We start from the raw sequence: 20,564 nt of genomic DNA, 5'->3' as shown, positions 1-20,564 counted from the left end.
CTGGTTGCGCCAGGAACTGGAAGCACGAGACATCGAGCCGTGCATCCCCTCGAGCCGAAGCCGCAAAGTCCCATACGCCTACGACACCGCCCTTTGCCGTCAGCGCCACAAGGTCGAGAACCTGTTCGCAAAACTCAAGGACTGGCGCCGCATCGCAACTCGCTACGACCGATGCGCCCACACCTTCTTCTCGGCCATCTGCATCGCTGCAGCCGTCATTTTCTGGCTCTAACGAGTCCTGAGACTAGGACATATTGTCATCTCGCCCTGCGACGGGGTCGATGTGGAGAAAGCCGCGCATCGCTTCGCGGGTGCCTTTCTGATGCCCCTGACGTCTTGCGTGCGGAGGTTGGCGCGCATCGATCGTCGATCAGTATTGGAGAGCTGGTGGCGTTAAAAAAACGTTTCGGAGTGAGCGTTCAGGCCCTCACCTACCGCTGCAAAGATCTCGGCATCATCAGTCCGCCCGCTTGCGCACGGCTCTTCAAGATCTTTGCAGTACGAGGATGGCGCGATGCACCTTATGAGGAGCCTGAAAGCATGGCACCAGATGTGGAAGAGCCAAGGCGTTTCGAGCGCCTCTGCTATCGCGCCCTAGCGGGGGGGGATCATCGGTGAATCGCGGGCTGCCGAACTGCTCGGCATTTCCGTCCGTGAACTCGACAAGCGGCTGGATCAGACGGCGTGGTGAACATTGCCGACTGTGTAAGACTCATTCTTCGGCCATCGATGCGGAGATGTCGGCAATGAACGAATGAGGACGAGCGAGTCGTCTTTCGAGGGCAGGAAGCCGCGCCGCCTCCAGAATTCGGCGGCTTCCTCATCTGTGACATTGACCATCAGCGCCCGACCGCCAACGAGGGCGGCGGCCTGAATGCAACGCTGCAGCCGTGTTTAACGAGGCCGATGCCAATCCCCTGCCCCGCCCATCTGGTGTCGGCGGCAAGCTGGCCGAGAAGAAGGCAAAGAACCGGATCAGGCGGCTGGCCGGTGCGGATCGAGCGTGGTAGGACCGCCGGCACCACGGCGGTTGGCGCTGGACCTTAGTAGCCGACGACACGCAGCACCTGACGGAAGCTCTCAGCAGCCTACTTAATTCGTGCCATTCACATTACAATTGTATAGCAGCCTCGTCGCCTATTCCCTCGATAGGCAATAGCCCCACGCGCCATCAGGGCGGCGATATCTCGCTTGCCAGTCTTTAGAGATACACCAAAAAACTCAGCGATATGCACGGCACGGGCATTCTTCTGCGCCTCAAGCTGGCGAAGAAACCATCGCTGCCGCATTCCCTGCTCGGAATATGGATCAGGGACACTATGAGGGTCATTGGGGTCACGATTAGGGACATCCTGCACAGAATGCGTAGCTGACTCCGGTCGAGCAGAAACATCATCTTTCGCCCTGTCCGCGGCCTGCAGTTTCTCGTGATCATAATAAGCCGATAGTATTTCCTGTCTTTGCGCAAGCGCCAGCACGGTCTTCAAAACCTCGTCGGACCGACGCAAAAGCTGGATGAGGTAGGCTCCATTTGGGCCAGTCAGGCCATTCAGCCAGTTCAGCACCGTTCTGTCCGACGCGCCCGTCCAATTCCCCACAGCGATCGCAAAGTCTGGCCTTCCCATACTTTCCTGCTTCAGCGCAACACTGATGACTTCAGGATAGTTGAAGCGTGCCCGACGGCCCTTTCTATCCCGGATATTATTTCCGTTTTTCTGCAACATCCTTCCAAACGACTCCCATAAGCTGAAGACGTCGGAAGATTAGGTGGCCGGTAGTTACAAACATCCGCAATGACCTGATCGTGTTGCTTCAGGGGCGTGCATGATTGGACTGATCGATAATACATCCGCCGTTTCGGCGAGCGCTCCGATACGCGCAGCCCAGTATCTTCGGATGTCGACCGAACATCAGCGCTATTCCACTGAGAATCAGGCGGGCGCGATTCAGGATTATGCTGCAAAAAACAATATCGAGATCGTACGCACATATTCCGACGAGGGCATTAGCGGCCTTACATTTGAAGGTAGGCCGGGCATCCGGAAGATGATTTCCGATGTGGAAAGCGGCAACGCCGATTACGAACTGATCCTCGTCTACGACGTGAGCCGCTGGGGTCGATTCCAAGACCTCGATGAAGGCATCTATTATATGCACCATTGCAAGAAAGCCGGCGTCCGCGTGGAGTTCTGCGGAGAGCGGTTTCAGAACGGTGGCGACATCGGCTCGAAAATCCAGCTTCTCGTATCGAACAGTTCTGCAAGCGACTATAGCCGGGTACTTTCAACGAAAGTGCATATGGGGCAAACGACCCTTATCAAAAAAGGTTTCCGGCAAGGGGGACCGGCAGGATTTGGTTTGCGCCGGCTTCTCGTGGATGACTCCGGCAATGCGAAGTTCCAGCTTCGTCGCCTCGAACATAAGAGTATTCAGACAGACCGAGTGGTTCTCGTACCAGGACCACCTGAAGAGATCACCGTTGTCAGGCGCATCTATGCGGACTTTATCGAACGCGGCTTGACCGAACAGCAGATCGCAAACCGCCTGAACTGGGAAGGGGTTCACACCGACCTCGAACGCCCTTGGACACGCAGTACCGTCCGCCAGGTTCTCACCAACGAGAAATACATTGGCAACAATGTCTGGAACCGGCGATCTTTCAAGCTCAAGACCAAGCGCGTGCAAAACGATCCTGCGCTTTGGGTCAGGGCCGATGGCGTGTTCGAATCAATCATTGATCCGAAGCTTTTCAATGCGGCGCAGAAAATTATCGCTACCAGGTCGCACCGGCCCGACAACGAGGAGATGCTGAACGCGCTGCAACGCGTGCTGCAGCGCCATGGCTATCTCTCCGGGCTGATCATCGATGAGGCGGATAGTTGTCCCTCAGCCAGCGCCTATCAAAGCCGTTTCGGCAGCCTGCTTCGGACGTACAAACTCATCGGATATCAGCCGGATCGCGACTATCGCTATGTCGATATCAATCGCCGTCTCCGCCAACAATATCCCGGCATCATAACGAGCATAGTCTCGCGAGTGCATGAGACAGGCGCGAGGGTCAGAAATGATGGCGCCAGCTCCATGTTCATCGTGAACGAGGAAATCCGCGCGTCCCTGGTCTTAAGCCGCTGCCATATTAGCACAGCCGGCCGAAAGCGGTGGTTCATTCGCTTCGACACCGGCCTCTGTGCGGACATTACCATCGCCGCAAGAATGGAACCGGAGGAAGCCTGCATCAAGGATTTCTACATCCTGCCTGCGCTGGACTGTTCCGGCGAGAAGCTACGCCTCTTCGAAAACAACGCCAGCGAACTTGACGTTTACCGGTTCGACACCCTCGACGCCCTGTACCACCTCGTCAAGCGCACCAGGATAAAGGATATCATCTGATGGCAACACGTCCGACAGAGCATCATGCTGGCCACGCGCAGCAGATTATATCCATTCCCATTGATAGAATACGCATTCTCAATCCCCGGGCGAGAAGCAAGAAAACCTTTGCCGGTGTCGTCGAAAGTATAGCCACTGTAGGACTGAAACGCCCGATCACGGTTGCGGAAGCCGGCATGGATGAACAGGGGCAGCGATACGAGCTCATATGCGGCCAAGGCCGGATAGAGGCCTTCAAGGCTCTCGGCGAAACCCATATTCCAGCGATGATCATAGCCGCTCCTGAAACGGACCGCTATCTGATGAGCCTCGTCGAAAACCTGGCCCGCCGACAGCACTCCAGCCAGGATCTCCTGAACGCCGTCCAGGTGCTTTCAGATCGAGGGTACACCAATGTGCAGATCGGCCAGAAAACTGGGCTGGATCCGAGCTACATCCAGGGAATCCTCCAGTTGCTGCGCGCGGGAGAAGAGCGCCTCATAACCGCCGTTGAAAAAGGATGGCTGCCGCTTTCCCTAGCCGTCGAAATCGCTCGATCCAGCGAGGCCGACGTTCAGATCGCTATGATGGAAGCCTACGAAACTGGAACTCTAAAGGGGGACCAGCTTCTGAAAGTCCGGCGGCTGATCGATAAACGCAAGGCGTTCGGTCAAAAATACCAGAAGGTAATTCAGCGCAACGAGAAGCCCATGACGGCAGCAAGGCTGGCGCAGACCTTCCAGGAGGAAGTTCGGCGCCAGCGTCTCGCCATCCAGAAAGCGGATGTGGCGGAACAGCGGCTGCTCTTTGTCGTCTCTGCTATGCGCAAGCTGCATTCGGAGGAGCATTTTCGGACGCTGCTGCGAGCGGAGGGGATCGTCGATATGCCCAAGCCGCTCGCCGACCGCCTTTCCGGAGGAAAAAGCCAATGAGCCGCTCCACCTTCGAACAGCATACCATCACGGTGCCTGCAAACGACATTCTGCCGACACGCACACTGTCACCCAGTCTGCGGTACTCCTCAAAGTTCAAGACGATCCTCGCGTCGATACAGGAAGTCGGCATCATAGAGCCGCTGGCGGTGTTCCCCGAAAAGGGTGGGAAAGACGGAGGCAGAAAGTACATTCTTCTCGACGGGCATGTGCGGCTGGAATGCCTCAAGGTTCTCGGTGCGACGCATGCCGTCTGTCTTCTTTCGAAAGACGACGAAGGCTTCACGTTCAATCGACAGGTCAATCGGCTGAGTGCTGTGCAGGAACACCGCATGATCATGCAGGCAATTGCTAAAAAGGTTCCTGCTGAACGCATAGCTAAAGCGCTCAGCGTCAATGTGGAACGTATCCGCGAACGGCAGCGCATGCTGGACGGTATCGCGCCCGAGGTGGTGGAATTGCTTAAGGATAGGCTGGCGGCGCGCGGTGTATTCCCCATCCTGCGCAAGATGAAGCCAATGAGGCAGATCGAAGCCGCCGAAATGATGATCGCGGCAAATCGCTTTACGATAACCTATGCGACCATGATCCTTTCGGCGACACGCCCCGAGCTTCTTCTGGAGCCGAAGAAACCTAAACCGATAGAGGCCTCTGCGGAAGACATTGCCCGCATGGAGCGGGAGATGGAAAGGCTCTATCAGGACTATCGAACAGTTCAGGATACGCTTGGCGACACGATGCTCGTGCTGGTCGTTGCCAAAGGCTACCTTTCCCGCCTGCTAAGAAATGACGCTGTCGTTGATTATCTGCTGCGATACCATGCCGATATGGCCGGAGAACTTGAGAAAGTCATGGAAGCCATTAAGGCGGACGCTATGTCACTAGAAAGGGAATAACTGCTTGCAAACAAACCAGGACGGGAAGTGGTCGATAGGCCTGCAGTGGCGAGGCAACGTACCTTTTTGTCGTGCGGCAGGCCACGATCACCGTTGAAAGACCCGTGATCTATAGCATTGGAGAGCCTAAATCGTGGCATGCATCTTGCGGGGCGTCATGCCGGTTGCCGCGAATGATTTCAAGCTACAGGCAATCTGAAAAAGACGCGGCTCTCGCTTGCGCGCTGATTCGCAATGTCGTTGATGTGGTCCGAAGCATCGTCTCATCAATACCGTATCACGAAGCGCCCGCCCGCTTTCCCCTCCTCAAGTGCGACAAGCGCATCCGTGGCACGGGACAGGTAAATCTGCTCGATCGGATTGAGTAGCGGCTGCCTGGCATGCATGGCGACGATCTCGCGCATTTCCTGGCGCGTACCGACGCCGGTTCCGGTGATTGCGACGCCAGTCGCCGTCAGCCATTCCTGAATGAGTGGAACCGGTTCAGACATCAGCGCCGAGGCGGCGATGCGCCCGCGCGGCCGGATCGATGCGACGATCGCCGACCAGGTGGCGGGAATCGGCGCGGAATTGATCCCAGGATGGTAGCCGGGATTGGCCGCAAGGTTTTGCTCAAGCCTTTCGCCGGCGACGGCGACCTCTGCCGCGCCATAGCGGCGGGCATGGTCCAGCTTTGCCGGATTGCGGTCCACGGCCAGCATGTGAACGCCCATGCGGGTCGCGATCTGCAACGCATAAAGGCCAAGGCCGCCGCAGCCATCGACGGCCAACCTTTCGCCGGCGGTCAGGTCCGCCCGTCGAATGGCGCAATAGGCGGTGACGCTGGCGCACATGACCGGCACCATCGTCGAAGGGTCTACATCCGACGGCAGTCGCACGGCGAATGCGACATCGGCGACGGCATATTCCGCGAACCCTCCCGGCACGCTCAAGCCATAGGCTCGTTGATGCTGGTAGATGGCCTCATAGCCGTCGCGGCATTCATCGCATCGCAGGCAGGTGTCGTGCAGGCGCGATGCACATGTGGTCCTAAGGATAGGCAACGCCTACGCGGAGAATGAACTCGGTAAGGGAGGGCGTCGCCGTCGACGGATGGGGTCCGGGAAACCGTGCAAGATGGGCTTCGGTTGACCATCGAGATCACCCCCTGCAGCGCGCGGAAGTGCCATTGACAGGTCGGAGGTGACATATCGAACTCCATGTGTGCCAGGCTTCTCCAAGAACGGTCGGTCAAAATATGCTGGTGCTGGCTTCGGTATCTCTGGTTTTGGACATGTGCGTCTCCGCCGGCGCTAGGTGGACTGCGGGGTCAGCCGGCCCGCAGGCAGCAGCGGCAGAATAGTCAGAGCCAACGGCGCACCTCGGCCTTGTAGCGGCGGTAGTCGTCGCCGAACTTCGCTTCGAGATAGCGCTCCTCGCGGGCTATCACCTGCGTCTGGATCGCGACCAGCACCAACGGGAGCAAGGCGAAGGCGATCGGCCCGTCGAGGCCGATCGCCAGACCGGCATTCTTCACAACGAGCTCTATGTCGGCCGGATCGTCTGGAACAAGCAGAACTACCGCAAGAACCCGGAAACCGAACGCCGAACCGCTCGCCTCAACGACAAAAGCGACTGGGTCGTGACCGAAGTGCCGTCCATGCGCATCGTCAGCGACGAACTTTGGGCGTGCGTAAAGAACGGCAACTGACGACACTCGAGAATTTTTCCCGCACAACCACCAATCGGCTGAACAGGACGCACCGGCCGAGCTACCTGCTGAGCGGAATGCTGGAGTGCGCAGAATGCGGTGGCTCCTACGCCATCATGGCCAAGGAACGCTACGGCTGCTCCAACCACAAGAACAAGCTGCCGATCGACGGACTCGACGGCGCCTGCTGCTCCAACAAGAAGACCATTCTGCGCAAGAACCTGGAGGATCGGGTGCTGTCCTGCCTGCCTGCCGCCTTCTTCGGCATGGGTGTATTCGACGATGTCGCCGGACAGGCCCGCCAGAACCTTGCAGCCTCGATGAAGAAGGAACCGGACGAGCGCCAGCGCATTTCCGGGGAATTGAAGGTTGCCGAACAGGAACACAGAAACGAAGCAGCCGTTCATCAACCTCGTGCGCCAGTTCATCCAGAAGGTGGTGATCGGCAAGACCCCCGGCCATCAGCCGGCATCCCTTGAGGGTCCACGGCCGGATCGCCTCGATCCTCGCGGCGATGGAAGCCGCAACGATCCTCGAGAAACAGTTCGAGGCACTGAAGCAGCACGATTATCTGGAGAAGCTGAGTGCCGGCGAGGTCGACACGGAGGCCAAACAAAAAAAGCTCCTCGACGCTTACGCGGAGGAGCTTTCTATGAAGCGACTTGAATGGGCAAACATTCAAGTCTCAGTGGTTGCGGGGGCAGGATTTGAACCTGCGGCCTTCAGGTTATGAGCCTGACGGCTACACCCGTATCAAACTGTAATTATTGCATAATTCAGAAAAAGAAAAATTTTGTGCTAAATTCGGTGCTAAACACAACGTCTCCCTACCATGCGTAGGATCATGTAGGATGTTTCTCGTCAGAGTGGAGATTCAATTCAATGGCTGAGCATAACGCGGGGCGTTTTTATTTAGACGTCATACTGAAATCTGCCGGGGTTGCAGCCCTAAATCGCCTTCACTCTCGGACATTTACAGAGAATATCCTCTTCACAAATGCAAAAGAACTATCACAACTGATCGACATGACCGAAAACGCCGATTTTATGATGCAGGCCTTTTACATACAGAACGAAGAGGCCTCTAAGCAGATACATCGGGAGTCAAGTAGGATCGTCCACAACTACCTGTGCTCGATTTCAACATTCATCGATCATTCGCGTAATTTTATGAATGAACACTATAGAGGAACCGCCTTTTATAATGATTACAGCGGCGAAATTCAAAAACGCTTCCATTCTTCCGAATTAGCGAGATTTGTACGGGACCTACGCAACTACATGACTCATCGGGAACTTCCTGACTCTCAAATGACTCTGAAGATGGTGGCAACCGGAGCCCCTGCAACAGATGAGGGAACGCCATGCGACATTACGGCCGGAATTCAATATAAAACTACTCGATTTCTGGAGTGGGATGGCTGGAGCGCACCCGCTGCACGATTTCTGAAAACCTGCGACGAATTTTTGACCCTTCGCAGTATTTTTGAACCACACATCACCTTGATGCAGGACTTCAGTACGTGGTTTGAGGACCGATTCCGCCAGCATCACCATGATGATTTTAAAGAGCTTCAGGCACTAGAAGAACAACACGAAGCGCTCGAAGCAGCTGAAGGATACTCCTCCCCTCGCCAAAACAGGTAGCTAAAGATTAATTTCAACGCCCGTATGCTGCTCCAGCTTCTTTTTCAAAAAGCTTTTGGCCAATGCTTTCAGCAAATCCAGACTAAATCCTCCAGCTTCTTGGACCCCCGCTTTCGCCTTCGCCCAAATTTCAGGGTCGCGAACACTATCGACAAACTCATGACCAGCCCAGCTTAGATCGAACGGCCAGACTTCTATAATTCTATCTGGCGTGGTCTTGCTTTTCAAAACTTCGGCGGAGATCAGACCAGCCTCGTACATGCGGTTCAGATGATGGCCAATTTGACCGAAGCTATATCCATCAATTTGGATGTCTTGGGGCTTACGAACGGCATGATCGTCTTTCCTCTCAAGCCACAGCGCCAACTCGCGAATAAGGTCCATGTCACGCTTCACGAGAATAGCTCCGGGCCGGGAAAATCCTCATATCCAGCGTACATCGCATATCCGGCGTAGTTCGCATATTTCGCGTAGGCAGCCCGTTTTGCCCAAGGAGTAAACGAGGAACTGCGAACGCTGGAACCGCCTTTTCGCCGTATGAGCCGGTTGTCGTTCATGACCTCACCGAGATAACGCCCATGGCGATCGTAGATGGTATCACCGCTGAACCGACCTACATGCCGCCCATCATAGGTCCACAAATGGTCACCGTCGCGATAACCAAAGCATTTTCCGCTCCATGTCCAAAGCCAGTCCATACAGCCCCCAATAACGTTAAGTTTGACGGCTATCATATTACAACTTAACCTTGATTCTGGAAACTCTTATGGATCAGACTGGAGTGCTCCCCATTCCGCACTCAAGATGGCTTCCCCTCGGCAGTTCATCAGGGCTAAATCAAACTAGCCGATCTGTCCGGTGAAATGGGGAGCACTCCATACAAAGCTTTTCGGCGCTGACAATGTTACTGCTCTCGACCTGCCGGAGTGATCGGCACTGATTTCGCCTTCCGGGATACTACCTAGATTGCTAGCTCAACCAGCTCGGTCGCATGATACATCTGCCCGAGCTGGTCATGCCGGATACGGAACTGGCTCCGCCGCTTGATACGGAAGTTTCCGGCGCCATCGCTCTCCAGCTTGATGGCCGGATCGTAGTAGACCGTACCCGCTGCTACAGCCTTGAAGAACAGGATCAGGTCCGTCTGTTCGCATAACTGAACGCGCGGTCCGTACCGATAAGCGGGCGGTGGCGTCTGGAAGAGCGAGGGAACGTAGGCTGCCTGCGCGTGTTTGCGGTTCCAGTGCTCGATGATACCAGTGTACTTCCACAGAGCGGCAATCTCACCGTGCTGGTCCAGCAGGGCTATACCTCCGGCCAGGTCGGTGATCTTGCCGGATTCAAAGTCGTAGCCGGTCAGACGCAACTGGAGCCCGGTATCGGCGTGATAAGTCCGGACACTGGAATAAACGCCACCAAAGTTTAAGCGCCCCACCTTCCCGCTCTTGTCGGCATAGCCGAACCGCCGAAGGAACGCTTCCACCCCCTGCTCACGATAAAAGCCGCCGGTCGGCTCGGGCGTCAACAGAGTAACCGGGCTTGTCGGCCGGTACTTGTCAAAGTCCGTCACACCATACTGCTTGATTTCCCATCCCAGATAGTCGGGCTCGGAATAACCATTCGGCGAAATTCCCAGCTCGGCCTCCAGCGTATAGCCGCCGCCGTTCCGGGCGACATAGGGGCGGGCAACGCCATCGGCGCCAAGCTTCTGCGAGGGGATCCAATGTTTCGCATAGATGGCGGCAAGCGTCTCCAGCAGCCGCTGTTTGGTGCTGCCAGCTTCCGGCACCGCCGGAATTTCCAGGAACACGCCTGCAGGCTCCAGGTTCGTGGAGGCATAAATGGCGTTCGCCAGCGGACTGCCCGCCGGCACGGCATAGCCCAGCACTCGTCCATCACGGGTGATCCCGAGAAACAGCACCCTCCCCTCGTCCCGGACGCGCATCACCTCGCTCGGCGCATTCCGGCATCCCTTGAGAAAGCCGGACATCCGCACTTCGGGGTACTTGGGGTAAAGAATGAGCTGGGCGTTCGGGGCTTCATAGCGGCCATTTTCATCAATCCACCAGAACCGGACATTGGCCTTGGCGCGATCGCGCACACTCCCGGCCGTTTCCGACTCGTCGGTCTCCACAGCACCGTGCGGAATAACGTTCAGCGCAGAGAAGTCGCCACCCAGGTAAATCTGGTTCTTGGAGTTGTCATTCGGCGCGAGTTTCTTGGCATAAATGCGCTCGGCACCGTCCTGGCGCATCAGCCCGACAAGGGCTTCAAGGGTATTGATCATGCTGCGAGGCCTCGGATTTCCAGTTCGGGTATTTCACCTCGCAGCCATACAGCAAGAGTTGTGGCGATATCATTAATCTGCAACTTCTCCCTGCCCTTGAGCGCACACTCCCACACCGTACCAACACGCCATCCAGTCTCACGAAGACGGGTAACGGCCAGAGAGTCACGAGCAACATTCCCGGCGATCTTTGCCCGCCAGAATTCTGTCCGCGTCGAAGGCATCCGGAACAGATGGCAGTCATGGCCATGCCAGAAACAGCCATGGACAAAGATAACGGCAGAATACTTCGGAAAGACCATATCGGGCTTGCCCGGCAATGCCCGTTCATGCAGGCGGTACCGGAACCCGGCCGCATGCAGGGCCTTGCGAACAAGCAGCTCGGGTCGCGTGTTCTTGCCACGTATGCCGGACATCATCCGGCTGCGGACATGGGACGGAACGATATCAGCCATTAACGACGGCTTTCAGCTCCTCTTCCGTCTCGGGGAGAGAAACAACCTGACCCGACCGGGCTTCCGGCAGCCAGGGGCTCATCGCCTCGGCGATCGCCTCCACCACCGGCATCACCACCGCATTACCGAACTGCTTGTAGGCCTGGGTATCGGACACCGGTATTTCCCAGACGCGGTTGCCGCGCTCGAACCCCATCAGCCGGGCACACTCTTTCGGCGTCAGTCGGCGCGGACGCTTCCCCTTCCCCTGATCGATCAGAATTTCCGAGCCATCCTTGTAGTAGCGGGCCGACAGCGTACGTGCCACATCTCCCGGACCAAACAGCCCAAACCCGAATCCGTTGCCCTTGGCCTCGTGCTTCTTCTTGTAGTTCTGGAGATATTCCCAGAGTTTGGGGGTCAGCGTGTATTTCGCATCGACGCCGGATTGCAGGATGCTGCCCAAGGTTGGCTCCGGACCTTCCGGAATCGCCACATCATCGAACGTGAAGGCTGCACTGTGATCCCGGAACCCGGCGATAAAGATGCGATCTCTCCCTTGGGGAACCCAGGGCCGGGCGCTAACGATGCGGGTCACTACCTTGTAGCCCAGCTCTTTCTCCAGCACGTTCATGATAGTGGCAAACGTGCGCCCCTTGTCATGGCGCTGGAGGTTTTTCACGTTCTCCAGCAGGAAAGCCTTCGGCTGGTGGTAGCGGATGATCTGCGCCACATCGAAGAACAGCGTCCCCTGGGTCGCGTCCAGAAAGCCGTGGGGCCGTCCCAGCGCATTCTTCTTCGAGACCCCCGCGATCGAGAACGGCTGGCACGGAAACCCTGCCAGCAGCACGTCATGCGCCGGAATCCTCGCCAGAGCCGCGTCATCCTTCGTGTATTCCCGGATGTCGCCGGCGAACACATGCTCCTCATCCTCCGGGAAATTTTTCCGGTAGGTCTCGGCCGCATACTTGTCCCACTCGCTGGTGAAGACACATTTACCACCGATGCTCTCAAATCCTACCCTGAGGCCACCAATCCCGGCGAACAGGTCAATAAAGCGGAACCGGACCGGTTTCTCGGGCAATCGGTGACTCTCGGCCAGCAGACGGAGCATATCGAGGGCAAGCGGAGATGGTGAGCATTCGCCGTTTTCGTGACGGTAGGCAGAACGGAGCGACACCTTGGTTATCCGGGCAGCTTCCTCAATGGTAAGCCCGGCCTGCTCCCTGAGCCGCGCGAACTCTGTCTTACCGTCCTGATGCATCATTCCCGAATCTCCGCTGTGTCAATTTTTGCCACCTTGGCACAAACTGACTCAGCGAACAAAGGGGCTGTTCGTTTTTTGTTCACCCAATGAGGCAAATTCGCACAGAAGAATTTTCGCAAGTCCGGGTTGGCAGCAATGCCGCTAACATAGCCTCAAAAATGAAAAACGAGGATATCCCCATGACCCGGGAAGAACTTTACGAACTGGTCTGGTCCAAACCCATGACAGAAGTCGCCAAAGGCTTCGACGTGTCCGACAGCTACATGGCGCGCGTCTGCACAGTACTGAACGTGCCCCGTCCCGAACGAGGCTACTGGGCGAAACTCGCCGTCGGCAAGGCCCCTGCCCGCGACCCACTGCCCGAAGCTCAACCGGGAGACCAGTTACACTGGTCAAAAGACGGCAAGCTGCATCCCCCGCCCCAGCCCCGCGTCCAGATCCGGCGCCGGCGCGCACCCGCAACCCCGGCTCCGGCGAACAACATCCACCCCCTCGTCCAATGGCGCCCGGCAGCACTTCGAAACCGGCCGCCCGGTCGAGGAGGGTGCCTATCTCAAACCCTACAAACGGCTCCTGCTCGACGTCACCACATCGAAGGCGTGCCTCGACAAGGCCCTCACGTTCGCAAACGGCCTTTACATCGCCCTCCAGTCAGCAGGCCATCGCGTCGTCATGGCACCTTCCGGTCAGGGATTCTACCGCAGCCGCGTCGATGAGCGGGAGGAACGCCGCGAGCAGCGCAACTACTATCACACCAGCCTCTGGTCACCGGACCGGCCGACGCTCGTCTACATCGGAACCGTCGCCATCGGCCTCGCGATAGTGGAAATGTCCGAACAGACGCTGATGCGCTATATCGGCAATGGCCGCTACATTCCGGATGCCGACTACGTTCCGCCCAAGGCCTCCCGTCGGTTTGCGGACCATACGTGGACGACCACCAGGGAAATCCGTCCGGACGCCTGCGGCTGGTGGCCTATTCACCCTATTCGCGCGTCACCTGGACCACGGACTGGCAGGAAACAAAATCCGTGCCACTCGACAAATCCCTCCGAACCATCGTCAAAGCCCTGGAGGCTGCCGCCGTCGCTCTCGTCGCCCAACTGGAAGAAGCCGACCGCAAGGCCGAAATCGCCCGCCGCGAACGGGAGGCCGCCGAGGAACGGCGCCGCCGGGAAGAAGACCAGCGCCGTATCCAGCAGTCCTTCAAGGAAAGCCGCGACCATCTGGGACAGGTCATCCAGCAATGGGCAGAGATCATGAATATCGAACAGTTCCTGCGCGGCGTTGAGGACCACGCCGCAAACCTCTCCCGTGACGAGCGGCGGCAGGTTCTCGAACGTCTGTCCCTCGCGCGAAATTTTCTCGGAAACCAGAACCCCCTGGAGTTCTTCATGTCCTGGAAGACCCCAACCGAACGGTATCAGCCTCTTTATCGCGATAACGAGGAATAGGCCTATCACGCGCGTGAGCCCTTTCTTCCGCGAACCGCTCGCACGCCTGCAAGATCCGCAAGGCGTCTTCCGTGGCCGCCGCATCTATATGAATATCACCTACCCGCATGGAGACCCGTCGGGATGCAAGCCACGCCCTGTAGCAATTGGACAGAGTATATATCCCGGCGGCAACAACGCCGGGCCAAGATACAATATTGAGAAGGCCAAGAAGTTCGGTCATACCGTATCCTTCATCGGAAATGGTTGACACGAAAAATACCCCCGCTCACGGACGGTTAAATGCGAACCCGCGTTTTACGGCCTTTTCCCGATAAAATCGCTCCCGAGCACGAGTTTAGCCGCGTTAAGTGCGCCGCCAACTGTCAAACCACTACCCGTGGCCGAAGATTTATCCTAATGGGAGTGTCTCCCGCGACAAGATTTGCGCGCTCGGCCGTCGCCTCAATCATATTTATTACGGCGTTTTCGTCCATAAGCGTGTGCTGAACCAAGTGCTCGAAATGATGGAAGTTACCTATTTCAAACCGTTTCTCACCAAGCTGCCGATAGATGCTTGTCACCTGTGATCGCGCATTTGTGGTAATGACAAATCCCCGCTGCCGAAGCATGGCCCATAGCTGCGCTGGATTGAAGAGCGTGACCACGAACACATGGCCAAAGAGCACATCCCGTAAAACATTTTCCCCAAGGGGCCACCACATCAAGGGAACGTCACCGATCATCGTCGTGGGAAAACCGTCTTTATGGTCACCGATGCTACTTACAAACAAGCAATTGTCCGAAAGGTTCGAATCCAGCACTTCCTGGGCCGCCTGCTGCGCAGGTAGCAGCGCCATCTCCAAGTTGCCATTCTTTCTGAAAATCCGTTGACCAAGACTTTCAAACGAGCGGGGCCTCCATGTCCCAAGAACAAGCCCAGCTCCCGCTCTCCTAAATTCGAAAGATTTCCTATGGCTGCGCTGAACAACATCCTCCAAAATTTTAAAATGGAAGTCCCCATGCGTGTTCAGCTTCACATCTTCGGCGCTTTTCTCCTGCTTTTTGATGGCTTCGGCAATCTGATCCATCTGCCGCTTTAACTTCTGCTCGACAACGCCTTCCAACGTGGACGCGGAATCACGTTTCTCTTGGTTTAAGGCCTGCTCCACTTGTTGAATAAGAGGACTATTCTTTGTCCCAGCAACACAGCCCAAGGTTATGGTATAGGTGTTGCCCTCAACGTGGCGGGTCTTAAGCTCGCCAATTGTCGTAATACGACCTGCACCACCATCAAAAAAGCTGACGTCGCCAAGCCGCAAAAAAGAGGTAATGGCATGATACAGCACAAGCATGCCCCCAATGCCCTGCATCTTCTCAAGGAAGGCCCGCTCTCCAAGACCACCCACGTTTGGCGGTAACAGAAACTGCCGTTGTTCGCGGGCATGTTCGTCAAGCAAAGCGCTTTCATCCCGATAAAATATCCAGGCGAAACCATCCCCAAGACTCCTCCCTATCCCCAGCGCCTCCTTGATGGCCGTTAGATAGGACTGAAGCGTGCCCATTCTGGCTTTAAACCAGATGGCCTTGTAATGGCTTTTTTTCTCAATAAGACGACCCTGCTCCGCCTTAACAGCCCTGTACGCACGATCAAGCTTCACAAAAGCATTCGTAAGCCGGACTTGGAAATCCGCGAAATATTGCGGCTCTATCTCACCGCGCCTTAATTTCCAAAAGCATTCCCAACACCATGAAAAATCCACATCAGCGGCATCGATAGCTTTAATCACGTCCTGCTGCGAAATCATTCTTCACCGTATTTAATCGAGGCCCCCTATTTTTACCACTTATAGGAGTTTTTGCACGCCCCTTCGCCTCAATTGGTATCGCGAACACGTAGATTGCTCTAACTCCAAGATGACTTCCCAATCCTGCAAAACGCCATCGACCACCGGGCGGGAGGAGAGCGCGAGAGGAGGGGCTTTGGGGCTCCCCCTCGCCCTGACGCGGGCCGGGTCGAACCCGGTCGTGTCAGGCATCCGCCACAAAAAAGCCCGAACATGACGTTCGGGCTTTCAACATCGGTCTCTGTCGCCGGTTCACGCGGTGGCTGCACTCTGCAACAGGATAGGAAGCCAGCCGGTGCCCTGCAACAGCTTTTCCGCTTCGGCCACCGCCTCGGCTTTCGGGGCCTTTTCAACGGCCCTCACCGCGTGCGGCGCACAACCGGCCTCCTGCAACACCTCGGCAATCTGCCCCTTGGACAAGCGGGACAGGAAGGCCGCTTGTGGTGCCCAATGCTGGTGCATGTCGAGGTCTACCGCCACGGCAATCTGCTCGATATTCGCAAGGCGGCTTCCGCTCTGGTCGTACTTGGTCTTCACTCCGTTGAGATTGTCAGCGGTGACGAAGGCCAGCAAATCCAACAGCCGGTCCATCGGCTGCTCAAGCAGCCATACCCACAGGTCGGCAGACTGACCGGGAAGTTGCTCTCCCCACGCCTCCTTCATCGCGTCCCACGCCGCCAAGGCACGGGCCTCTCCGGCTTCCTTGATGGAGCAGGCAAGGTCACGGCGCTGGCCGCTGACCTCCACCGCATAGGCTGTGTCGAAGGACAGGTAGGCATCGTGGAAGATGCGGGACACCAGCGGATACAGCAACGCGGCAAGGGCGACGGCCGGACGGTTGGCAAGCTCCACCCGCATGGCCGCCGTACGGATGGCGGTCAGCTCTTCCACCAGTGCAGCAGAGTATCCGGCGTCCGGTGCAGCCACGGCAGCCTCTTCCTCCCCCTCCCCGTCATCCAAGCCTTCGGCGGCTTCGCCGCGTCGGGATAGCTCCAGCGCGTTCCTGTCCTCCGCCTTCACATAACCTCGGCCAATGTGGAGGGCTCAGCCGTGGTTAAGTGCGCTATTCCCCCTAGCTTTCACCCCTTGCACACCGGTCTGTGGATTTACCGCCTCACCGGATTTCCGCCTGCCGCCGAGGATTCCCTATGTCGCAGTCACCTCTTGTCACACGCGTTATCGGCACCCTTGCCGCCCTCACGGGCATCGTCCTGCTGATCGGGCTGGGCATCGACCACGCGGCCAGCTGGCTCGGTTATCGGCCCATGACATTCTGCACGCTGCTGCCTTCGGTGATCGCCGTCGCCTACGGCGTCGGCGTCCTTATTACCTGCATCGGCGTCATCATGTGGGTGGTATCGTTGGGGAGGAGTAGCAGTGGCCCGGGCCTTGCGATCGGCGGCATGCTGCTCTTCGCATTGCCGGTCGTGCTGCCGCGCTATCTCGGCGTGACCTGTCTATCATAATACCAAAGCGACCGCGCTACGCGCGGTTTGCAGGGGAGACCCCTGCACCCCCTTCGTGCCGTGCCGAAAAAATGCAGCCCTCCTTATGGGAAGGCTGCGTGCGCGCGCAAGCTAGCGGTCATATAGTGACGCCGCTCAAGCTCGATGCCAAGAAAATCACGCCCACAGCGCCGCGCGGCAACAAGAGTGCTCCCTGACCCGCAGAAGGGGTCAAGCACGAGATCCCCCGGCCGGGTGAGTGAGCAGATGATGTCCTCCAGAGGCCGCAACGGTTTCTGCGTCGGATGCAACCGATTGCCGGTGCTGTCCCACGGCAGCACATCGCTCAACGGCTGATGTGGCTCAACAGCTGAGCCCTTCGCCAGCAAATAGGCCTGCTCGTGGGTATGGCGCAAAAAGCGCTGTGATGACGCATACCCCTTCTGGAACACCAGATGCCCGACAACGCGAAAGCCCGCGCAACGCCACGCATCCATGAAGGCATCGACCTTGTTCCAGCCGTAGAAGCTCACGGCAAGTCCGCCAGGTTTGAGGACGCGGTACATTTCCGCAAAGGCAGGTTTCAGCCAATCGCCGTTCACGTCGTTGGCAATCGTCCGCCCCTGACGGTCACGGTAGCGGACAAGATACGGTGGGTCGGTCAGGATGAAATCCACCGCCCCGCCCGGAAGGCGCTGCATCAGGGAGATGCAGTCGCCATAGAGGATGGTGTTGCGAGCGGGACGCATTACGCGTCGTCCCGTTCGGTTTTCGGCTTGCGAATGGTCAGGCGTCCATTAAGTGGCACGGCGGAAAGCGTGAGGTTGAACCCGTCGCCATCGCTGTGGGACCAGCCTGCGCCTATTTTTGTCCAGTGGGCTTTGTCGCCCTCGCCTTCCACGACGTACACGGCGTAGTCGGGTTTGCTCTTTTGGGTCGGTTTCATGTTCGGTTCTCCCGTTGGTTATCCGGCTGCGCCTGTCGCGGCCGGTCGGGGGATTTTTGCGAACGTGTTTGCGAGCCGAAGGCGACCGCAGGCAACGGCAACACGGGAGCGCAGCGAAGGAGCGGGCAGCCGATTGCCGGCGGCGAAAACCGGGCGCATACCCCGACCGTTCCGGCCGTGTAGCGCAGACGGTAACGGGGAACGACAAAACCGTACCCATGGCAAACGGGGTAAGAGTGCGTCAAGAAGAGAGCCGCCGACAATCGGCTCTACGAGAAGGAGTCGGCTGTCAAACAGGGCCTATGGCATCAACGCCGCGTATCCTGCACTCATCCCTGCTGTTGATTTTTGTCAAAAATCGCGGACTGAGGTACGGCGATTTTGTCAAAACGTCTGCGGCCAGCGCTGATGGGCGTGCATGACGGTGATGATCTCGATATCACGGCTAACGCGATACGGTATGATGTAGGGAATATCCGCCAGCACCACTTCACGCGTACCTTTGATGCGACCCGGCCGCCCGCTTGCAGGTAGCTCCGCGAGCATGTCCACTGCCGTCACGATCCGCGCTACCACACGAGCCGCCGCGTCGGGATTGTCCTGCTCGATATGAGCGCCGATTTCATCAAGCCGCCGCAAAGCCCGAAGCGTCCAGCGAATACGCTTACCACTCATGATTGACGGGCGGACTTGACGTATTTTCCGACAACCTTCGCCACATCGTCATCGCTGGCGAACTCGCCACGGTCAGCCTCGGCTAACCCGGCTTCAATCTCGGCAAGCTGCCATTCCTGCTGCTCAACGAAAGCCTCGATGGCTTCGGCTGCCATATAAGAGCGGGAGCGATCCAGCTTTTCGGCAAGCTGATCCAGCTTGCTGGCGGTTTCGTCCTTCACACGCACGGTAAATGCTGCGGTCATGGAATTTAACTTTCCTTGGTTCACTTTGATTATTGGTGAACCAATGTGGTTCGTCAAGGTTCTACTCACTTGGGAGGACTTTCATTGTGGTGAATAATCCCGACCACACCGAAGAGGCGTGGCCGGATTGCGAGAAGGCTAAACCTTCTATGAGCGCCCCGCCAAGCGGGCGCTTCGAACCGGCAAGCGGTTCGTTTGGACACCCGTTCGGGTGTCTTTACGAGGCTGTGGAGCCTCGTTTCCGTGGAAGGGCGGCGGTGCCGCCGCCCTCGGCATCTTCCGTGCCCGATTGGTCCGCTGCTTGGGCTTGCGGGCGTTGATCACGGAAGCGTCCAAGGTGGTCTTGATATGCGCCGCGTAGAATTTCTCGATCATCTCCACGCTGGTGCGGCAATTTTTGGCAATGGCGTAGACGTCTGCACCTTCCATGAGCCGCAGGCAGATATAGGTGTGACGTAGGCTGTATGCTGTTCGGGGCTTGCCGTCGCGGTCCAGCTTGAGATGTTGAGCTTCAAGAAGGTTGTTGAACATCTTGAGATAATTGCCGGGGAACAACAGATCGGCAGGCTCCGGCAGCTTCGCCACGGCCTCAACGTCCTTGCCCTCACCTTTTTCGCGCATCGGCTTGAGCCGGTCGCGCAGGCGCTCATACGGTTTGACCGCGCCAGGCATGGATTTGCACCAGCCGATGCCGCGCTTGCCGCGCACTTCAATCTCAAGAATGCGCTGACGCGACTCTGGGTCCTCGACAATCGTCACGTCCCGGTGCTGGAGCTGCTTGGCCTCATCCGGTCGAAGGCCGGTGTTCCCCATGAACAGTACGAAGTCGTGCAACTGCTCGGCCTCCCACCGGAAGTATGGGTTCTTCGGCCCCTTGGCATTCTGACGCGTGGCCTCATAAAGCTGCTTGTATTCGGCAGGGCTGAACCACGGCCGGTGCATGATCTTCCCTTGCGTCTTGTAGGGTGGCGACAGGTCCGGCAGGTGATTGAGCCACTTGTGCCGAATAGCGGTTTTCAGGACCTGCCGGAGTGTCCCGACCTCGTCGTAAAGCGTGCTGCGCGCCGGAGGCTTGCCAGTCGTGGAAGTGCCGATGCGATGCACCCGGTAGTCCTGAACCGTCCCCGCCGTGATCTCGGAAAGACCCATCTTGCCGAAGAACGGGATCAGGTGAAGCCGCAGGCGGATGCTGTGCCCTTCAACCCTGAACTGCCCCCACTTTCGACCGGACAGTCGGCATAAGCAGAAAGGCTCAAGCACAGGCTTGAGGACAGGCTTATGTCTAACGCATATCGACACGTTGAATTGCTGACCGGTGATGTCCGCCGCAGGCGGTGGACAACCGAGCAAAAGCTGACGATCATTGAGCAGAGTTTCGAACCAGGCGAGACGGTATCTTCGACCGCTCGCCGCCATGGCGTCGCGCCCAATCTGCTTTATCGGTGGCGCAG

At 57.5% G+C, this 20,564-nt stretch carries 25 protein-coding genes and 1 pseudogene; 11 read left to right on the top strand and 15 right to left on the bottom strand.

Going from position 1 to position 20,564, the window contains the following annotated elements; translation table 11 throughout:
• Window positions 1-232 (top strand): transposase (locus tag B5M41_RS26010; protein WP_230640368.1); only part of this gene is annotated, 232 nt, incomplete at its 5' end.
• 874 nt (window positions 233-1,106) lie between these two features.
• On the opposite strand, the gene B5M41_RS26000 is transcribed toward B5M41_RS26010, so the two are convergent.
• Window positions 1,107-1,724: a hypothetical protein gene (locus B5M41_RS26000; RefSeq protein WP_134652518.1), complete on the bottom strand. Its 618-nt coding sequence runs from the start codon at window positions 1,722-1,724 to the stop codon at window positions 1,107-1,109.
• A gap of 100 nt (window positions 1,725-1,824) precedes the next feature.
• Between B5M41_RS26000 and B5M41_RS25995 the strand changes: the two genes are divergently transcribed.
• The 3 genes from B5M41_RS25995 to B5M41_RS25985 are packed head-to-tail and all read left to right on the top strand — an operon-like array spanning window position 1,825 to window position 5,197.
• Window positions 1,825-3,390: a recombinase family protein gene (locus tag B5M41_RS25995; protein ID WP_230640367.1), complete on the top strand. Its 1,566-nt coding sequence runs from the start codon at window positions 1,825-1,827 to the stop codon at window positions 3,388-3,390.
• On the top strand, window positions 3,390-4,301 hold the full coding sequence (locus tag B5M41_RS25990; RefSeq protein ID WP_134652520.1) for a plasmid partitioning protein RepB C-terminal domain-containing protein: 912 nt from the start codon (window positions 3,390-3,392) through the stop codon (window positions 4,299-4,301). The genes B5M41_RS25995 and B5M41_RS25990 overlap by 1 nt, the downstream gene beginning before the upstream one ends.
• A complete protein-coding gene (locus tag B5M41_RS25985; RefSeq protein ID WP_134652522.1) occupies window positions 4,298-5,197 on the top strand; it encodes a plasmid partitioning protein RepB C-terminal domain-containing protein in 900 nt (299 codons plus the stop codon). The genes B5M41_RS25990 and B5M41_RS25985 overlap by 4 nt, the downstream gene beginning before the upstream one ends.
• A 266-nt stretch (window positions 5,198-5,463) precedes the next feature.
• Here B5M41_RS25985 and B5M41_RS25980 read toward each other — a convergent pair whose 3' ends face one another.
• Window positions 5,464-6,123: an alcohol dehydrogenase catalytic domain-containing protein gene (locus B5M41_RS25980; RefSeq protein ID WP_230640370.1), complete on the bottom strand. Its 660-nt coding sequence runs from the start codon at window positions 6,121-6,123 to the stop codon at window positions 5,464-5,466.
• Window positions 6,124-6,539: 416 nt separating this feature from the next.
• Window positions 6,540-6,707: pseudogene (locus B5M41_RS25975) on the bottom strand (methyltransferase family protein); the annotation flags it as partial.
• On the opposite strand from B5M41_RS25975, the gene B5M41_RS26955 reads away from it, so the two are divergent.
• From B5M41_RS26955 to B5M41_RS25955, 4 genes are all read left to right on the top strand, one after another.
• The gene (locus B5M41_RS26955; protein ID WP_329959107.1) at window positions 6,627-6,887 is read left to right on the top strand and encodes a recombinase family protein; all 261 of its coding nucleotides are present in this window, start codon (window positions 6,627-6,629) and stop codon (window positions 6,885-6,887) included. The pseudogene B5M41_RS25975 and the gene B5M41_RS26955 sit on opposite strands and share 81 nt — an antisense overlap.
• Complete coding sequence (locus B5M41_RS25965; protein WP_134652526.1) at window positions 6,866-7,366, top strand: recombinase zinc ribbon domain-containing protein; 501 nt, start codon at window positions 6,866-6,868, stop codon at window positions 7,364-7,366. Before B5M41_RS26955 ends, B5M41_RS25965 begins: the two co-directional genes overlap by 22 nt.
• A gap of 35 nt (window positions 7,367-7,401) precedes the next feature.
• Window positions 7,402-7,620 carry a hypothetical protein gene (locus tag B5M41_RS25960; RefSeq protein WP_230640366.1) on the top strand — a complete coding sequence of 73 codons (219 nt, stop codon included), beginning with the start codon at window positions 7,402-7,404 and terminating at the stop codon, window positions 7,618-7,620.
• A 149-nt stretch (window positions 7,621-7,769) separates the two neighbouring features.
• Window positions 7,770-8,534: a hypothetical protein gene (locus B5M41_RS25955; protein ID WP_134652528.1), complete on the top strand. Its 765-nt coding sequence runs from the start codon at window positions 7,770-7,772 to the stop codon at window positions 8,532-8,534.
• On the opposite strand, the gene B5M41_RS25950 is transcribed toward B5M41_RS25955, so the two are convergent.
• The 5 genes from B5M41_RS25950 to dcm form a co-directional block, all read right to left on the bottom strand.
• Complete coding sequence (locus B5M41_RS25950; protein ID WP_209020910.1) at window positions 8,535-8,918, bottom strand: DUF2513 domain-containing protein; 384 nt, start codon at window positions 8,916-8,918, stop codon at window positions 8,535-8,537. It lies immediately after the preceding gene.
• Window positions 8,919-8,926: 8 nt separating this feature from the next.
• A complete protein-coding gene (locus B5M41_RS27090) occupies window positions 8,927-9,232 on the bottom strand; it encodes a 4-fold beta flower protein (RefSeq protein ID WP_134652554.1) in 306 nt (101 codons plus the stop codon).
• 263 nt (window positions 9,233-9,495) lie between these two features.
• On the bottom strand, window positions 9,496-10,821 hold the full coding sequence (locus B5M41_RS25945; RefSeq protein ID WP_134652532.1) for an MvaI/BcnI family restriction endonuclease: 1,326 nt from the start codon (window positions 10,819-10,821) through the stop codon (window positions 9,496-9,498).
• The gene (locus B5M41_RS25940; protein ID WP_134652534.1) at window positions 10,818-11,276 is read right to left on the bottom strand and encodes a very short patch repair endonuclease; all 459 of its coding nucleotides are present in this window, start codon (window positions 11,274-11,276) and stop codon (window positions 10,818-10,820) included. Before B5M41_RS25940 ends, B5M41_RS25945 begins: the two co-directional genes overlap by 4 nt.
• Complete coding sequence (dcm, locus tag B5M41_RS25935; RefSeq protein ID WP_209020911.1) at window positions 11,269-12,522, bottom strand: DNA (cytosine-5-)-methyltransferase; 1,254 nt, start codon at window positions 12,520-12,522, stop codon at window positions 11,269-11,271. Before dcm ends, B5M41_RS25940 begins: the two co-directional genes overlap by 8 nt.
• Window positions 12,523-13,451: 929 nt before the next feature.
• On the opposite strand from dcm, the gene B5M41_RS25930 reads away from it, so the two are divergent.
• A complete protein-coding gene (locus B5M41_RS25930; protein ID WP_134652536.1) occupies window positions 13,452-13,976 on the top strand; it encodes a hypothetical protein in 525 nt (174 codons plus the stop codon).
• A gap of 365 nt (window positions 13,977-14,341) precedes the next feature.
• Here the strand turns inward: B5M41_RS25930 and B5M41_RS25925 are convergent, their stop codons facing one another.
• Window positions 14,342-15,763, bottom strand: a complete 1,422-nt coding sequence (locus B5M41_RS25925) for a hypothetical protein (RefSeq protein WP_134652538.1) — start codon at window positions 15,761-15,763, stop codon at window positions 14,342-14,344.
• Window positions 15,764-16,054: 291 nt separating this feature from the next.
• A complete protein-coding gene (locus B5M41_RS25920; RefSeq protein ID WP_209020912.1) occupies window positions 16,055-16,822 on the bottom strand; it encodes a hypothetical protein in 768 nt (255 codons plus the stop codon).
• A 128-nt stretch (window positions 16,823-16,950) separates the two neighbouring features.
• Between B5M41_RS25920 and B5M41_RS25915 the strand changes: the two genes are divergently transcribed.
• Window positions 16,951-17,268, top strand: coding sequence for a hypothetical protein (locus B5M41_RS25915; RefSeq protein ID WP_134652540.1), 318 nt, complete (start codon window positions 16,951-16,953; stop codon window positions 17,266-17,268).
• 83 nt (window positions 17,269-17,351) lie between these two features.
• Here the strand turns inward: B5M41_RS25915 and B5M41_RS25910 are convergent, their stop codons facing one another.
• From B5M41_RS25910 to B5M41_RS25890, 5 genes are all read right to left on the bottom strand, one after another.
• The gene (locus B5M41_RS25910) at window positions 17,352-17,996 is read right to left on the bottom strand and encodes a DNA methyltransferase (RefSeq protein WP_134652542.1); all 645 of its coding nucleotides are present in this window, start codon (window positions 17,994-17,996) and stop codon (window positions 17,352-17,354) included.
• Entirely contained in the window at window positions 17,996-18,193 is a 198-nt protein-coding gene (locus B5M41_RS25905) for a hypothetical protein (protein WP_134652544.1), read from the bottom strand. Before B5M41_RS25905 ends, B5M41_RS25910 begins: the two co-directional genes overlap by 1 nt.
• A gap of 384 nt (window positions 18,194-18,577) precedes the next feature.
• The gene (locus B5M41_RS25900) at window positions 18,578-18,868 is read right to left on the bottom strand and encodes a type II toxin-antitoxin system RelE/ParE family toxin (RefSeq protein ID WP_134652546.1); all 291 of its coding nucleotides are present in this window, start codon (window positions 18,866-18,868) and stop codon (window positions 18,578-18,580) included.
• Window positions 18,865-19,113: a CopG family ribbon-helix-helix protein gene (locus tag B5M41_RS25895; protein WP_134652548.1), complete on the bottom strand. Its 249-nt coding sequence runs from the start codon at window positions 19,111-19,113 to the stop codon at window positions 18,865-18,867. The genes B5M41_RS25900 and B5M41_RS25895 overlap by 4 nt, the downstream gene beginning before the upstream one ends.
• Before the next feature lie 147 nt (window positions 19,114-19,260).
• Window positions 19,261-20,373 (bottom strand): site-specific integrase, encoded by a 1,113-nt coding sequence (locus B5M41_RS25890; RefSeq protein WP_230640365.1) that lies wholly within the window; start codon window positions 20,371-20,373, stop codon window positions 19,261-19,263.
• An 18-nt stretch (window positions 20,374-20,391) separates the two neighbouring features.
• Between B5M41_RS25890 and B5M41_RS25885 the strand changes: the two genes are divergently transcribed.
• Window positions 20,392-20,564 (top strand): transposase (locus B5M41_RS25885; RefSeq protein WP_230640143.1); only part of this gene is annotated, 173 nt, incomplete at its 3' end.

This window comes from Shinella sumterensis (genome assembly GCF_004514425.2).
Taxonomy (GTDB): Bacteria; Pseudomonadota; Alphaproteobacteria; order Rhizobiales; family Rhizobiaceae; genus Shinella; species Shinella sumterensis.
The sequence above is the reverse complement of the archived record's forward strand: the minus strand, read 5'-3'. Positions and strand labels throughout refer to the sequence as shown.